Origin of the sequence: Glycomyces lechevalierae, from assembly GCF_027622945.1 — a bacterium.
In the GTDB taxonomy this organism is placed as follows: Bacteria; Actinomycetota; Actinomycetes; order Mycobacteriales; family Micromonosporaceae; genus Glycomyces; species Glycomyces rutgersensis.
This window is the reverse complement of sequence record NZ_JAPZVQ010000001.1, coordinates 671,511-685,916: the sequence shown is the minus strand read 5'-3', so window position 1 is coordinate 685,916 and position 14,406 is coordinate 671,511. Positions and strand designations below refer to the sequence as shown.

General features: G+C 69.7%; 14 protein-coding genes. 4 read left to right on the top strand and 10 right to left on the bottom strand.

Annotation, left to right across the window (positions count from 1 at the left end; genetic code table 11):
• Positions 1 to 142 precede the first annotated feature (142 nt).
• The 3 genes from O2L01_RS03175 to O2L01_RS03165 form a co-directional block, all read right to left on the bottom strand.
• The gene (locus O2L01_RS03175) at positions 143 to 727 is read right to left on the bottom strand and encodes a type 2 periplasmic-binding domain-containing protein (protein WP_270120334.1); all 585 of its coding nucleotides are present in this window, start codon (positions 725 to 727) and stop codon (positions 143 to 145) included.
• Between the two features lie 24 nt (positions 728 to 751).
• On the bottom strand, positions 752 to 1,654 hold the full coding sequence (locus O2L01_RS03170) for an extracellular solute-binding protein (protein ID WP_270120332.1): 903 nt from the start codon (positions 1,652 to 1,654) through the stop codon (positions 752 to 754).
• A gap of 63 nt (positions 1,655 to 1,717) precedes the next feature.
• Positions 1,718 to 2,365 (bottom strand): DUF624 domain-containing protein, encoded by a 648-nt coding sequence (locus tag O2L01_RS03165; protein WP_270120329.1) that lies wholly within the window; start codon positions 2,363 to 2,365, stop codon positions 1,718 to 1,720.
• Between the two features lie 311 nt (positions 2,366 to 2,676).
• Here O2L01_RS03165 and O2L01_RS03160 point away from each other — a divergent pair, with 311 nt between their 5' ends.
• The 4 genes from O2L01_RS03160 to O2L01_RS03145 all read left to right on the top strand — a co-directional run bounded on the left by O2L01_RS03160 (position 2,677) and on the right by O2L01_RS03145 (position 4,883).
• Complete coding sequence (locus O2L01_RS03160) at positions 2,677 to 3,039, top strand: DUF2089 domain-containing protein (protein ID WP_344468987.1); 363 nt, start codon at positions 2,677 to 2,679, stop codon at positions 3,037 to 3,039.
• Positions 3,039 to 3,296: a hypothetical protein gene (locus tag O2L01_RS03155; protein ID WP_270120327.1), complete on the top strand. Its 258-nt coding sequence runs from the start codon at positions 3,039 to 3,041 to the stop codon at positions 3,294 to 3,296. The genes O2L01_RS03160 and O2L01_RS03155 overlap by 1 nt, the downstream gene beginning before the upstream one ends.
• A gap of 13 nt (positions 3,297 to 3,309) precedes the next feature.
• Positions 3,310 to 3,729, top strand: coding sequence for an SHOCT-like domain-containing protein (locus O2L01_RS03150; protein ID WP_270120325.1), 420 nt, complete (start codon positions 3,310 to 3,312; stop codon positions 3,727 to 3,729).
• Between the two features lie 164 nt (positions 3,730 to 3,893).
• Entirely contained in the window at positions 3,894 to 4,883 is a 990-nt protein-coding gene (locus tag O2L01_RS03145; protein ID WP_270120324.1) for a DUF389 domain-containing protein, read from the top strand.
• On the opposite strand, the gene O2L01_RS03140 is transcribed toward O2L01_RS03145, so the two are convergent.
• The 7 genes from O2L01_RS03140 to O2L01_RS03110 all read right to left on the bottom strand — a co-directional run bounded on the left by O2L01_RS03140 (position 4,847) and on the right by O2L01_RS03110 (position 14,402).
• On the bottom strand, positions 4,847 to 6,184 hold the full coding sequence (locus O2L01_RS03140; RefSeq protein ID WP_270120321.1) for a TrkH family potassium uptake protein: 1,338 nt from the start codon (positions 6,182 to 6,184) through the stop codon (positions 4,847 to 4,849). The two genes, O2L01_RS03145 and O2L01_RS03140, sit on opposite strands and share 37 nt — an antisense overlap.
• Positions 6,185 to 6,311: 127 nt before the next feature.
• Positions 6,312 to 8,858, bottom strand: a complete 2,547-nt coding sequence (locus O2L01_RS03135; RefSeq protein ID WP_344468985.1) for an ATP-binding protein — start codon at positions 8,856 to 8,858, stop codon at positions 6,312 to 6,314.
• A 48-nt stretch (positions 8,859 to 8,906) separates the two neighbouring features.
• Positions 8,907 to 9,821, bottom strand: coding sequence for a potassium-transporting ATPase subunit C (locus O2L01_RS03130; RefSeq protein WP_270120318.1), 915 nt, complete (start codon positions 9,819 to 9,821; stop codon positions 8,907 to 8,909).
• 2 nt (positions 9,822 to 9,823) lie between these two features.
• The gene (kdpB, locus tag O2L01_RS03125; RefSeq protein WP_270120315.1) at positions 9,824 to 11,947 is read right to left on the bottom strand and encodes a potassium-transporting ATPase subunit KdpB; all 2,124 of its coding nucleotides are present in this window, start codon (positions 11,945 to 11,947) and stop codon (positions 9,824 to 9,826) included.
• Positions 11,948 to 11,956: 9 nt separating this feature from the next.
• Complete coding sequence (gene kdpA, locus O2L01_RS03120) at positions 11,957 to 13,630, bottom strand: potassium-transporting ATPase subunit KdpA (RefSeq protein WP_270120314.1); 1,674 nt, start codon at positions 13,628 to 13,630, stop codon at positions 11,957 to 11,959.
• The gene (kdpF, locus tag O2L01_RS03115) at positions 13,630 to 13,719 is read right to left on the bottom strand and encodes a K(+)-transporting ATPase subunit F (protein WP_270120311.1); all 90 of its coding nucleotides are present in this window, start codon (positions 13,717 to 13,719) and stop codon (positions 13,630 to 13,632) included. The genes kdpA and kdpF overlap by 1 nt, the downstream gene beginning before the upstream one ends.
• A 353-nt stretch (positions 13,720 to 14,072) precedes the next feature.
• Positions 14,073 to 14,402: a hypothetical protein gene (locus tag O2L01_RS03110; protein WP_270120309.1), complete on the bottom strand. Its 330-nt coding sequence runs from the start codon at positions 14,400 to 14,402 to the stop codon at positions 14,073 to 14,075.
• Positions 14,403 to 14,406: the final 4 nt, after the last annotated feature.

The following is a 14,406-nucleotide window of genomic DNA, read 5'->3' as shown; positions in this document are numbered from 1 at the left end:
GAGGAGTGACGGGCGCGGGGGGGGGGGGGGGGGCGGGGGGGGGGGGGGGCCCCGGCCCGGCGCCCCCCCCCCCCCGGGGGGGGGGGGGCCCCCCAACGGCATCCGCCGATGCCGTTCCCGCACAGGGGGATCGGTCGTGCTTCTAGAGGAGGTCGTTCATCTCCTCGATCACGTCGTCGCCGCCGCTGGACCGCCACGTGTCGATGGCGGCCTGCAGCCCGGCCTCGTCGATCTGGCCGGCGATGTACTGGATGCGGGCGTCCGCGATGATCGTGTCGAGCTGCGCGCCGCTGGTCGTGTACGTGGGGGAGACGAGCCCGGCGGCGGGGTTGAAGACGGCGTTCGGCAGGTCCTCGGCCTGGAGGTCGAGTCGGCGCTGGTAGAGCGCGGCGTCGAACTCGGTCTCCTGCTTGATGGGGTGGGCGTTGTATCCGGCGACGTTCATGCCGAGCTGCGCCCAGGCCCCGGTCACCTGGTCGGTGAAGTCCTGCTTGGCGGGGTCGAAGACGACGCCGCCGTCCTCGAGGGTGTAGTTGTCCCCTTCGATGCCGTGGTTCATGAGGTTCTGGGCGTCCGTGGAGTTGAGTTCGTTGAGCGCCTTGAGGACCTGCTCCAGCTGCTCCTCGGTCTGGACGCCGGCGCGCGGGACGGCGAGAAAGCCGGAGTACCCGGCGGTGGGCATCGCGAAGGTGCCGTTGGGGCCGTCGAGCTGCCCGGCGAGGGCCACGTACTGGTCGAAGTGCTCGGGGTCCTACTCCTTGAACAGCTTCGCGAGCTCGGAGGCGCGGGACTGCACGTCGATGATGATGCCGCCCTTGCCGTTCAGGAACGGCTCGTTCCAGGTGGCCGGGTCCATGGTCGCGAAGTCGGGGTTCACGTAGCCGTTCTGGACGAGGTCGCGCTCGTACTGCAGCGCCTGCGTCCATTCAGGAGTGGTGAAGGCCGGGACGAGTTCGCCGCCCTCCTCGCTCCAGAGGTTGCCGCTGCCGTGCCAGACCTCGATGGCGTCGTAGGGGCTGCCGTTGCCGATGCCGCCCCACGCGGGGTTGATCATGCCGTAGGTGTCGTTCCGGCCGTTGCCGTCCGGGTCGTCCTCGGTGAACGCGCGGGCGATCTCGTAGAGGTCGTCGGTCGTCTCGGGGAGGGCGAGGCCGAGGTTGTCCAGCCAGTCCTGGCGGATGATGACGCTGTGGCGGATCACGTCGCGGGCCCGGTAGACGCCGTAGACCTTGCCGTTGACGCTGGAGGCCTCCTGGACCTCGGGGTTCTCGGTGACGAGGTTCGGGTAGTCGCCCGAGGCGAGGTAGTCGGTGAGGTCCCAGAACCCGCCGGCCTCGGCGGTCTGCACGAAGGCCTGGTCCTTGCCCTGGATGACCATCACGTCGGGGATGTCGTCGCCCGCGAGCACGGTGTTGGTCTTGGCGCCGTAGTCGCTGTTGGGCACCCACTGGACGCTGAGGTCGAGCCCGGCGAGGTCGCTGAGCGCCTTGTCGATCGGGTCGTCCTCCTCGGGCGGGACGGCGGAGAAGAAGGGCGCCATGATGTCGAGCGATTCGAGCGGCTCCTCGCTGCCGCCGCCGTCGGAGCAGGAGGTGAGCGCGAGGGCGCCGATGGCGAGCACCGCCAGCGGTATGCGCTTTCTTACGGGTTTCATCGGGGGTCCTTTCGGAAGGGGATCAACTCGGTCGGTGGCGCGGTGCCGTTGCCGCGCTTGGTCTCAGGCCGCGAGGTTCCGGTCGTTGGCGGCGTAGAACGAGAGGCAGAGGGCGGTGCACAGGTGCACCCACGCGCCGATCGCCACGACCGGCAGCAGCCCGGGGATGAACGCGGTGACCGCGACGGCGAGCGCCGTGGTCGCGATGAGGAGCAGGGGCGCGCCGGGGAAGCGCACCAGGAACGCCCAGGCCAGCCGCAGGCTCTGGACACGCCGCAGCTCGTAGTGGGCGTCCATCGTCAGCACGAGCACGAGGTGCGCGAGGCAGACGGCCGCGGCCGCCCACAGTCCGAACTGGAGCGCGCGAGACTCGCCTGTGGCCGTCAGGAGTCCGAGGCCGAGGCCGGTGAGCGCGGCGGCGGACGGCGCGGCGAGGAGGTTGGCGTGGAGGAAGCCGCGGCGCCACCGGGTCGCGAAGGCGCGCACGAGCGGCTGCGAGCCGCCGCGCAGGCGGGTCCGGCTGCACGCGGTGGCGGCCGCGAGGGCCGGGGCCCAGCCGAGGACGACACCGCCCGCGAGGGTGAAGGCGAGTACGAGCAGGTTGAGCAGGCCGACGTACATCGCCGCGTCCGCCCAGCCGTACCACCGCTCGAGCCGGGTGCCGGCCCGCCCGGTCGCTGACGGCCCGCCGGGGGTGACCACCGTCGTCATGCGCACTCCTGCCATCTCCATCGATGCATGCGAACAGTTCGATTCCTGAGATCGGCGGTGGCCGCTGCTGCCGGCGCGGTGACCGCTGTCGATTGAAAGGATTCAACTGTGGTTGCCACCATAGTTAACGATCAATCTCCCGTCAATACCGGGACGCACTCGATGTAAACGGTTCCCGAGGCGGGCCGTCCAGCGGCCCGCCGGGCCGCCGTCGTTGAATCGGTTCAAGGACTGATCTCAAGAAAATTAATCTCTGACTCTTGAAAATTAAGATTTACACGAGTACAACTTGACATATGACAGACGAGGCAATGGATTGGCAGGAGCTCACGAACCTCACCGGGGGCCGCGAGTTCACCGTCGAGCGGGTGCGCCTGAATGAAACCGGCGTCGCGATCGAGGGCGCCTTCGAGCTGCCGCAGCTCGCGCAGCTCAGCGCCGAGGACCAGGTCTTCGTCACCGCCTTCGTGCGGTGCCACGGCTCCATCAAGGAGATGGAGCGGACCTTCGGCGTCAGCTACCCCACGATCAAGTCCCGGCTCAACCGCATCACGCAGGCCCTCGACTTCGTGGAGACCGACCCCGCGCCCTCGCGCGCCGAGGTCATCGACCGGCTGCGGCGCGGCGAGATCACCGCCGAGCAGGCACTGTCCGAACTGGAGGGACCCACGTGATGCCGCACCTCGTGACGCTCCGCGTCAAACGCCCCGGCCACCGCACGATCCGGCTCTGGATCCCCGTGCTCCTCGTCGTGATCGTGCTCTCGCCGATCCTGCTCCTGGCCCTCATCGGCGGCGTCATCGCCTGCCTGATCTTCGACATGAAGGTCATCCCCACCTACGCCGGCCTCTGGCGCGTCATCGCCGCCCTCCCCGGCTCCCACTTCGACTACGAGCAGGGCCGCTTCGGCCTGCTCATGACCATCCGTTAAGAGAGGCACCGCCATGAACGAACAACGCAAGGCCATCCTGGACATGCTCGCCGCCGGCAGCATCACCGCCGACGAGGCCGAACGGCTCCTCACCGCCATCGAACCCGGCGAAGCGCCCGCGTCCGGCTCCACCGAGCGCCCCAAGGCCAAGGCCAAGTACCTGCGCTTCGTCGTGGGCTACACCGAGAACGGCGAGCCGGGCCGCGTCAACATCCGGGTCCCCATCGCCCTGCTCCGCGCCGGCGTGCGCCTCTCGGCCCTCGTCCCCGCGCAGGCCCTCGAGAAGGCCAACGCCGAGATCGCCAAGTCCGGCGTGCCCTTCGACCTCACCCAGCTCAAGCCCGACGAACTCGAGGAGTTCGTCAACCACCTCGACGAGGTGATCGTGGAGGTCGACTCGCCCGACGCCCAAGTCCGCATCTACAGCGAGTAGACCGGTGATCTGGCGGTACCGGTTGGCGGTGAACCTGATGCGCGCACGCTGCCGGCAGGCCGCCTGGCGGTACCGGATCGAGCGGACCGTCAGACGGCAGGAGCGCCTGCAACGGGCCTGACCTGGCCCGCGCGGGCGCCCTCGGGTGAGGGAGAATCCTGTACGTGTTGCATGTTCGCGTGATCAGCCCCGCCGCCCGCACCGAAGAGGTGCTGCGGATCGCCGCCGACTGCCCGGCCGTGGTCAATGTGCTCAAGCTGCCCGGCGCCGCCTACGACCCCGAAGGCGACGTCGTCGAGTTCGACGTCGCCCGCGAGGGCGCGAACTCGGTCCTCGCGGACCTGCGCGCCTTGGGCCTCAAGGACACCGGCGGCATCAGCGTCGAGCAGCTCGACCTCTCGATCTCCTCCGCCGCCGAGGTCGCCGAGCAGATCACCCCCGGCGACGCCGAAGACGCGGTCGTGTGGGAGGAGCTCTCCGCCCGCACCGCCGCCGAGACCCGCATGACCTGGTCCTACTTCGCGTTCCTGGCGCTGGCGGTGCAGATCGCGGCGATCGGCGCGCTCCTGGACCAGCCCATCCTCATCGTCGGCGCGATGGTCCTCGGCCCGGACTTCGGGCCCGTGGCCGCCATGTGCTTCGGTGTGCTGCAACGGAACCTGCGCCTCATCGGCGCGGCCGCGGTCACCCTCGCGGCCGGGTTCGCGGTCGCCGTCTCGATCACCCTGGTGTGCGCGATCGCCAGCCGCCTCATGGGCTGGATCGAGCCGACCATGCTCGACGACCGGCCGTTGACCAGCTTCATCATCCACCCCGACCGGTGGTCCTTCGTCGTGGCCGTCCTCGCGGGCGTCGCCGGGATCCTCTCCATGACCGCCCGCAAGTCCTCGGCGCTCGTGGGCGTCTTCATCTCCGTCACGACGGTCCCGGCGGCCGGGAACATCGCCGTCGCGATCGCGCTCGCGCACTGGGACGAGGTGGGCGCCTCCCTGATCCAGCTCGGCGTCAACCTCGCCGGCATGATCGTCGCGGGCATCGCCACACTGTTCGTCCAGCGGACCATGTGGGCCAGGTTCGGGCAGCACGACATCATCCCGCGCTCCCCGGAACTCGAGGGTCACCCGACGAGCGGACGCGTCTCCGGGAAGCGATAGAGGCGCTTGCGGGTGGCCATCGCCAGCGAGGTCGCGAACAGGACCGGGCCGATGCGCCCGCCGTACATGACGACGGCGAGCAGCCACTTCGACGGATCGCCGAGGTCGTACGTGATCCCGGTGGACTGGCCGACCGTGGCCGCCGCCGAGACGACCTCGAACATGATGGGCGCCAAAGAGATGTCCTGCTCGAAGCGCTGCATGAGCAGGACGGCCGCGACGTTGAGCGCGAGGTAGACCAGGGCGACGGTGAGCGCCTCGCGCACCACCGGCGTCGGCAGCCGCCGCCGGAACGCCACCGCGTCCTGCTCGCCTCTGATCTCGGCCCAGATCACCCACATCAGCAGGAAGAACGTGGTGACCTTGATGCCGCCCGCCGTCGAGGCCGAGCCGCCGCCGATGAACATGAGCGCCATCGAGACCAGCAGTGAGTCGTCGCCCAACTGCCCCACGTCGATCGAGTTGAACCCGCTCGTGCGCAGCACCGCCGACTGGAAGAACGCGGGCAGGAACCGGTCGTGCCAGGCGAACTGCCCGAACGTCGCCGGGTTCGACCACTCCAGCGCCAGCAGCACGAGCCAGCCGCCGAAGAGCAGCACCGCCGTGCCGAACAGGGTCATCTGCGTGTGCAGCGACCACCGCCGCAGCCGCCGCCGACGCGTGAGCTCGAAGACCACGGGGATGCCGAGCCCGCCGAGGATCGTGCCGAAGGCCAGCGGCAGGCTGATCCAAGGGTCGGTCGCGAAACCGATGATCGAATCGCTGAACAGCGCGAAACCGGCGTTGTTGAACGCAGCGACACTGTGGAACACCCCGTGCCAGATCGATTCGCCCGCACCGAAGCCGTACGCCGCATGGAACCGCAGGGTCAGGACCGCGGCGGCCGCGATCTCGACGGCGAACGTGTAGACCACCGTGAACCGGAGCACACTCCGCATGTCGCCCAAGCTGATCGACGGATGCAGCTCGGCCTGCGTCATCAGCTTCGACCGCAACCGCAGCTTGCGGCTCACCAGCATGCCGAGGAACGCCGCCGTCGTCATGATGCCCAGGCCGCCGAGCTGCATGCACACCAGGATCACGGCCTCGCCGAACCCGCTCCAGTGCGTCGGCGTGTCCACAGTGATCAGACCCGTGACCGCGATCGCCGAAGTGGCGGTGAACATCGCGTCCACGAACCGGGTCCCGCCCTCGGTCGACTGCGCGGCGGGCAGGAGCAGCAGCCCGGCCGCGGCGAGGATCACCGCCGCGAACGCGACGGGGACGATGCGGACGGGATGCCGGAGGAAGGCTTCGAGCACGGCGCGCGGGACGGGTCGCAGGGCGGCCTACCTGTCGTTCGGAGTCCGCGGCACGGGTCCGTGCCGCCGGTTGCAGGATAACTTCGCGGCGTGCGACGGCGGCGCAGCGGTGGCCGCGACACGGCCGCTACACGCCCGACTCGGCCTCCAGGTCCGCCCGCGGCAGCGCCAGCACCATCGTCAGCCCGCCGCCCGGCGTCGCCTCCGGCAGCAGCGTGCCGCCCATCGCCTCGGCCAGGCCGCGCGAGAGCGCCAGCCCGAGTCCCACGCCCGTCGAGTTGTCCCGGTCGCCGAGCCGCTGGAACGGCGTGAACATGGTCTCGCGGTCCTCATCGGGAACGCCTGGGCCCGAATCGATCACGCGGAGCTGCAAGAACTCGCCGCCCACGCTCGCGCTCACGATCGGCGGCCGCCCCGGCGGGCTGTACCGCAGCGCGTTCGACACGATGTTCACCAGGATGCGCTGCAGCAGACCGGGGTCGGACGACACCTGCGGCAGGTCCGCGCCGATGTCCAGCCGCACCTTCGCCGCCGCCTCGCCGATCTCGTCCAGCGCGAACGGCACCGCCTCGTCGAGCGCGATCGGTACCGGATGCGCCCCGAGCACGCCCGCCTGCAGCCGCGACATGTCGAGCAGGTTGTCCACCAGACTCGTCAACCGCGCCAGCGACGCCTCCGCCGTCTCCAGCAGCTCCGCCCGCTCCTCGGCCGTGAACAGCGCCTCGTCGGATTTGAGGCTGCTCACCGCCACCCGGACCGAGGCGAGCGGCGTGCGCAGATCGTGCGACACCGCCGCCAGCAGGGCCGTCCGCAGCTTGTCCGTGTCCGTGAGCCGCTGCACCGCCTCCGCCTGCCGCGCAAGGCGTTCGCGCTCCAGGGCGGCGGCCGCGTGCATCGCGAAGGCCTGCGCGATCCGGCGGTCCTTCGCCTCCAGGATGTGCCCGCGCAGCGCCAACGCCAGGTCGTCGTTGATCGGCAGGTCGTTCTCGGCCGCACCGGGACTCGCGCACGCCGCGCCCGCGTGCGCCACCGCCCGCCACAGCTTCGGGTCGTGCCGCTCGGCCGGGCCCGCGCCCGGCTCGATCCGCTCCAGGAGCGTCACCGAGTCCAGCGCGAAGGTGACCCGCAACTGCTCCAGCAGGTCTGCGACCCGGTTGCGGCCCCTGAGCACGTCGCCGGCGAGCGCCGCCAGGGTCTGCGCCTCGGCGCTTGCGCGCGCGGCGAGCCGCGCCCGCGCGGCGGACACGTTCACCACGCCCGCGCCGCCCAAGGCGAGTGCCACGAAGATGAACAGGGCGATCACCTGCTCCTGATCGTCCACTTTGAACGTGTAGTACGGCTCGGTGAAGAAGAAGTTCAGCAGCACGAACCCCAGCAGCGCGGCCAGCAGCGCCGGCCACATGCCGCCCGTGAGCGTCAGACCCATGACGGCGGTGAGGACGATGAGCATCATCGTGGTGAGCGAGAGCTCGCCGTGCAGCGGCGCCAGCACCGCCATCAGCGCTGGAATGCCCAAGAGCGCCAAGGCGATCCCGAGGCGCCGCCGGCTCTGGTCGATGAGTCCCCGGCCCGCGCGGGCGTGCTTCACGCTCGCCACCCGCTCGTGCGTGACCAGGTGGACGTCGATCGGCCCGGACTTCGCGGTGGCCGTGACGCCGACGCCGCGCGAGAGGAGCTGCGCGAACCGGCCGCGCCGGGAGGCCCCCAGAACCAACTGCGTCGCGTTCACCCCGCGCGCGAACTCCAGCAGCGCGTCCGGGATCGAATCGCCCACGACCTGGTGGTACGAGCCGCCGAGGTCTTCGACGAGGTTCCGCTGCCGGGCCAGGTTCCGGGCGGAGCGGGCGCTGGTGAGGCCGTCGCCCGAGGCGATGTACACGGCTTTCAGGTCCGCCCCGCCCGAGCGCGCGGCGATCCGCGCGGCGCGGCGGATCAAGGTGTCGCCTTCGTCGCCGCCGGAGAGGGCGACGACGACGCGCTCCTTGGATTCCCAGGTGGCGGTGATGTGCTGGTCTTCGCGGTACTGCTCGAGCTGGTCCTCGACCTTGTCGGCGAGCCACAGCAGTGCGATCTCGCGCAGCGCGGTCAAGTTCCCGACCCGGAAGTAGTTGGCGAGCGCGGCGTCGATCTTCTCGGCGGGATAGACGTTGCCGTGGAGCATGCGGCGGCGCAGGGCCTCGGGGGTGATGTCCGCGAGTTCGACCTGGTCGGCGCGGCGCACGACCTCGTCGGGGACGGTCTCGCGCTGGGGGACGCCGGTGATCTGGGCGACGACGTCGTTGAGGGATTCGAGGTGCTGCACGTTCACCGTGGAGATGACGTCGATGCCGGCGTCCAGCAGTTCGTCGATGTCCTCCCAGCGCTTGGCGTTGCGCGAGCCGGGGACGTTGGTGTGGGCGAGCTCGTCGACGAGCGCCACCTTGGGGGCGCGGGCGAGCACGGCGTCGAGGTCGAACTCCTCGAACCGGCCGCCCCGGTACGCGATGGTGTGGCGGGGGACGGTCTCGAGGCCTTTGACGAGGTCGGCGGTGCGCTCCCGGCCGTGCGTCTCGACGAAGCCGACCACGACGTCGGTGCCGCGCTCGGCCCGGCGGTGGGCCTCTTCGAGCGCGGCGAAGGTCTTGCCGACGCCGGGAGCGGCCCCGAGGTAGATCCGTAGCCGGCCACGTGTCACAACCATGAGAATCCTCGCTATTGCTCGGGACCGCTTCCGGGTCGGGATCTAGGTGAGCGGGAACGCCGCGTCGAGGGCCAGGTTGAGCTCGACGACGTTCACCGCGGGTTGGCCGATGAAGCCGAGGAACCGGCCGCTGGTGTGCTCGTCGATGAGGTCTCGGACCTCGGTGACGGTCATGCCGCGCTCGGCGGCGACCCGGGCGGCCTGAAGCTCGGCGTACTCGGGGCTGATGTGCGGGTCGAGGCCCGATCCCGAGGCGGTGACGGCGTCGGCCGGCACCGCCGGTTCGTCGGGGGCGTCGCCCCTGACCGGCGTGATGATCGCGGCCGCGTAGTCCTCGCCGTATTCGGCGCATTCGACCTGCACGCCTTCGTATTCGGCGAGGAACGGCGCCGCGACGGTGCCGCACTCCTCGTTGAGGCTCACCACGCGGGTGACCTCGCCGCTGGTGCCCTCGGAGTAGAAGACCCCCAGGACCGCGCCCACGCCGGTGTCGGTGCAGTACGGCCGCGAGCCGTCCACGCCTTCGCGTTCCCCGATCTGGAAGGAACGCTCGCACACTTGCGTGAGCAGGCTCTTCGCGGCGTTCTCGTCGTCGTCCCAGCCCAGTTCCGGGTCGGGGAGCGTGTCGACGACGTTCTCCGGGCCGAGGTTGGAGGCCCCGGAGACGAGCGGGTCGTAGTCGCCGTCCTCACCGGCCGCCGCCGAAGGCCGCGATTGGAAGTACGCCAGGAGCGCTTCGCCGTCGTTGTCGGTGTACGACTGCCCGATCAGCGAGGAGCCGACCACGTTGCCGTCCGCGTCCGTGAGGAGCGAGCCGTCGGCCTTGCCGTTCAGGCCCGGGAGCTGCGCGACTGCGAGGACCGCGAGCGGGTAGGCGATGCCGGTGACGACGGTCAGGACCGCCAGCGCCCGGAGCGCCACGAAGTGCTGGAGGATCCAGCGCGGGAGACGTGCCATTGCTATGCCATCCCTGGGATGAGGGCGACCACGAGGTCGATGAGTTTGATGCCGATGAACGGGGTGATGATCCCGCCGAGGCCGTAGACCAGGAGGTTGCGCCGCAGGAGCGACGAGGCCGAGCCCGGCTTGTAGGCGACGCCCTTGAGCGCCAGCGGGACCAGCGCGATGATGATGATCGCGTTGAAGACGACGGCCGAGACGATCGCGGACTCCGGGCTGGCGAGGCGCATGATGTTGAGCGCGTCGAGCCCGGGGTAGATCACGGCGAAGATCGCCGGGATGATCGCGAAGTACTTGGCGATGTCGTTGGCGATCGAGAACGTCGTCAAAGCGCCCCTTGTCATCAGGAGCTGCTTGCCGATGGCGACGATCTCGATGAGCTTCGTCGGGTCCGAGTCGAGGTCGACCATGTTCCCGGCTTCTTTGGCCGCGGAGGTGCCGGTGTTCATGGCGACGCCGACGTCCGCCGCGGCGAGCGCGGGCGCGTCGTTGGTGCCGTCGCCGGTCATGGCGACCATGCGCCCGGATTCCTGCTCGCGTTTGATGAGCGCCATCTTGTCCTCGGGCTTGGCCTCGGCGAGGAAGTCGTCCACGCCGGCCTCGGCCGCGATGGCCTTCGCGGTGCGCGGGTTGTCGCCGGTGACCATGACGGTGCGGATGCCCATGGCGCGCAAGCGACTAAAACGCTCGGCCATGCCATCCTTGACGACGTCCTTGAGATAGATGACGCCGAGGACGCGGGCGCTCTCGCCGTCCCGGTGCTCGGCGACGACGAGCGGCGTGCCGCCCTCGCGGGAGACCTGGTCCACGAGTTCGTCGACGCGCGGGTCCGGGTCGCCGTCTTGGGTCTTGACCCATTCGATGACGGCGGCGGCCGCGCCCTTGCGGATGCGGTGCACCGAGCCGTGCTCGGCCAGATCCACACCGGACATGCGGGTCTGGGCGGCGAACTCGATCCACTCGGCGTGGGCGAGCTCCCCGGTGTCCCGTTCGCGCAGACCGTAGCCCTCCTTGGCGTACACCACGATCGAGCGGCCCTCGGGGGTCTCGTCCGCGAGGCTGGAGAGCTGCGCGGCGTCGGCGAGATGGCTCCCGGCGATGCCCGGGACGGCGAGGAATGCGCTCGCGCGGCGGTTGCCGTAGGTGACGGTGCCGGTCTTGTCGAGCAGCAGCGTGTCCACGTCCCCGGCGGCCTCGACCGCGCGGCCGGACATGGCGAGCACGTTGCGCTGCACGAGCCGGTCCATGCCCGCGATGCCGATGGCGCTCAGGAGCGCGCCGATCGTGGTCGGGATCAGGCACACGAGCAGGGAGATCAGCACGATGCCGGTCACGCCGTCCTGATTCAGGACTGCTGTGTTCGGTGCCGCCGCCATGTAGTCCTTGGAGAAGATCGCGACCGGCTGCATAGTGACCACGGCGAGCACGAAGATGATCGTCATGGCCGCGAGCAGGATGTTCAGGGCGATCTCGTTGGGCGTCTTGCGCCGTTCGGAGCCTTCGACGAGCGCGATCATCCTGTCCAGGAAGGACTTGCCGGGCTCGGCGGTGATCTCGACGACGATCCAGTCCGAGAGGACTTTCGTGCCGCCCATGACCGCGCAGCGGTCGCCGCCGGATTCGCGGATGACGGGCGCGGACTCGCCGGTGATCGCCGATTCGTCCACACTGGCGATGCCGGTGACCACGTCGCCGTCGCCCGGGATCGTCTGGCCCGCTTCGACGAGGACGTAGTCGCCGCGCTTGAGCTCGGGCGCGGGGACCTCGATCGTCGCCGCCCGCGGCGATTCGATCCGCGGGTCCTGGTCGGCGAGTTTCCTTGCGACCGTGTCGGTCTTGGCCTTGCGCAGCGAGTCGGCCTGGGCTTTGCCGCGGCCTTCGGCGATCGCTTCGGCGGCGTTGGCGAAGAGCACGGTCAGCCACAGCCACACCGTGATCGTCCAGGCGAACACGCTCGGGTCGACGGCGGCGAGCACGGTCGTGAAGGCTGCGCCGATCTCGACGATGAACATGACCGGGTTGCGCCACATGACGCGCGGGTCGAGCTTGCGGAACGCCGCGGGGGTGGACTTGACCCATTGCTTCGGGTCGAGCAGTCCGTTCCGGGCCGTCGGGGATGCCATTGCGGACTCCTATTGCAGCCCTTCGGCCACGGGGCCGAGGGCGAGGACGGGCAGGAAGGTGAGCGCGACGAGCACGATCGTCACGCCGACGACCATGCCGACGAACAGGGGCTTGTGGGTGGGGAAGGTCCCGGCGGTGGCGGGCACGGGCGTCTGCTTCGCGAGCGACCCGGCGAGGGCGAGCACCAGGATGATCGGCAGGAACCGGCCGAACATCATGCACAGGCCCAGGGCGGTGTTGAACCAGGGCGTGTTCGCCCCGAACCCGGCGAACGCCGAGCCGTTGTTGTTCGACGCGGACGCGAAGGCGTACAACATCTCCGAGAGCCCGTGCGGGCCCGCCTCCTGCATCGCGTGGAGATTGGACGGCACCGCGATCGAGGCGGCGACGCCGACGAGGAGCAGCGCGGGCGTGACGAGGAAGTACAGGCTCGCGAGTTTGATCTCGCGGGCGCCGATCTTCTTGCCCAGGTACTCGGGGGTGCGCCCGACCATGAGCCCGGCGATGAACACGGTGATCACTGCGAGCACGAGCAGGCCGTACAGTCCCGCGCCGACGCCGCCGGGGGCGACCTCGCCGAGCATCATGTTGAGCAGGAGCACACCGCCGCCGAAGGAGGTGTACGAGTCGTGGAACGAGTTCACCGATCCGGTGGAGGTCAGCGTGGTCGCGGCGGCGAACAGCCCCGAGTCGGGGATGCCGAAGCGCACTTCCTTGCCTTCCATGGCCGCGCCGACCGCTTGCGGCACCGTGCCGGCGCCGATCTTCTCGAAGCCGATGACGAGCGCGGTCGAGATGAGGGCGATGACGCCCATGACCGAGACGATCGCGAAGCCCTGCCGGTTGTCGCGGACGATCCGCCCGAACGTGCGCGGCAGCGAGAACGGGATGACGAGCAGCAGGTAGACGATGAGGAAGTTCGTCCAGGTCGTCGGGTTCTCGAACGGGTGCGCGGCGTTCGCGTTGTAATAGCCGCCGCCGTTCGTGCCGAGGTTCTTGATCGCCTCCTGGCTCGCGACGAGCCCGCCCGTGATGGTCTGGTCGTTGGCCGTGGTGGTGAAATCGGTGAGGTTCTGGACCACGCCGCCCGCGACCAGCACGATCGCGGCGACGAAGCTGATGGGCAGGAGAATCCACAGCACGATCCGGGTGAGGTCGACCCAGAAGTTGCCGAGCTTGTCCGTGGCCTTCCTGGCGAAGCCGCGCACCAGAACGACCGCTACGGCGATGCCAACGGCTGCGGACACGAAGTTCTGCACCGCGAGCCCGGAGGCCTGGATCAGGATGCCCATCGCGGACTCGCCGGAGTAGGCCTGCCAGTTCGTGTTCGTGGTGAAGCTGACCGCGGTGTTCCACGCCAGGCCCGGTTCGAGGCCGGCGAAGCCGTTGTCGAGCGGCAACCGGCCCTGGACGCGCTGGAACAGGTACAGGACCACGATGCTCACGGCCGAGAAGGCGAGCACGCTGCGGGCGTACCCGGACCAGTGCTGCTCGGCGCTGGGCCGCACGCCGATCGCGCGGTAGACCCCGCGCTCGACTCTCCCGCTGAACGACGTGCCGTGGTGCTCCCGGGTGACGACCCGGTACATGTAGTCGCCGAGCGGCTTGTAGCTCAGCGCGAGCGCCGCGACCATGGCGGCGACGAGGAGCGCGCCGGTGGCGTCGATGGTGATGCCTCCCATCAGAAACGCTCTGGTTTCAGGAGGGCCCACACGAGGTAGGCACCGGTGATGACGGCCAGGACGAGGCCGATGGCGTTCACGGCGCTCACAGCTTCTCCACCGCCTTGACGACGAGTGCGAGGGCGACGAAGCAGGCCACCGTCAGCGCCAGATAGGCGAGATCGGGCATTGTTTCCTTCTTCTCAGCGAACCAGGGAGGCGCGGCAGGCGCCGCGCCGCCGACCGGGGTGCGTCGGCTCGGCCCAGTGAACGTCGTATGGAAGCCCTTGCCTAGACCGCTTGACGCCCTCCATACGCGTTCGCTCGAACACTTGACGCATCGTTGACGACTCCAGAGCAGAGCCGTGGCGGTGCCCACAGCGGCGGCCCGGTCCGACCAAGCTGGTCGGGACCAGGCCTTCGCTGACGCCAGAGCGGACGCCGTCGCCACAGGTCAAGCTGGTTATGCGGGCCCGAGGTCGGGCATGAGCGCGCGCGACTGGTCGAGAATCCACGGGCACCAGTCGTCACCGTTCCACGCGCCGTTCCAGACCGGTTCGTCATCGGCGGCATCGGTGAACCGGCAGCACTCGCGCGGGCCGACGCCGTCGTCCACGTCGACCAGGAACCGGTTCGGGAAGTCCGGGAAGCCGTTGAGGCTCGGCCCGAGTTCGTAGACGGAGAACCGGGCGGCGTAGCGGGTGAACCCGCCGAGGTAGCCGTACTTCGCGGGCTGACCGTCGGAGCGGTGCGAGGGCCGGTCGCCGGGTTCCTCGGAAGGCAAGGCGGGCATGGCG

Bases quoted from the DNA above. Each gene is read 5' to 3' on its own strand.
- O2L01_RS03160 (WP_344468987.1), top strand. From the start codon at position 2,677: ATGGATTGGCAGGAGCTCACGAACCTCACCGGGGGCCGCGAGTTCACC.
- O2L01_RS03150 (WP_270120325.1), top strand. From the start codon at position 3,310: ATGAACGAACAACGCAAGGCCATCCTGGACATGCTCGCCGCCGGCAGC.
- kdpA (WP_270120314.1), bottom strand. From the start codon at position 13,630: ATGGGAGGCATCACCATCGACGCCACCGGCGCGCTCCTCGTCGCCGCC.
- O2L01_RS03110 (WP_270120309.1), bottom strand. From the start codon at position 14,402: ATGCCCGCCTTGCCTTCCGAGGAACCCGGCGACCGGCCCTCGCACCGC.
- O2L01_RS03155 (WP_270120327.1), top strand. From the start codon at position 3,039: ATGCCGCACCTCGTGACGCTCCGCGTCAAACGCCCCGGCCACCGCACG.
- O2L01_RS03170 (WP_270120332.1), bottom strand. From the start codon at position 1,654: ATGAAACCCGTAAGAAAGCGCATACCGCTGGCGGTGCTCGCCATCGGC.
- O2L01_RS03165 (WP_270120329.1), bottom strand. From the start codon at position 2,365: ATGACGACGGTGGTCACCCCCGGCGGGCCGTCAGCGACCGGGCGGGCC.
- O2L01_RS03130 (WP_270120318.1), bottom strand. From the start codon at position 9,821: ATGGCACGTCTCCCGCGCTGGATCCTCCAGCACTTCGTGGCGCTCCGG.
- kdpB (WP_270120315.1), bottom strand. From the start codon at position 11,947: ATGGCATCCCCGACGGCCCGGAACGGACTGCTCGACCCGAAGCAATGG.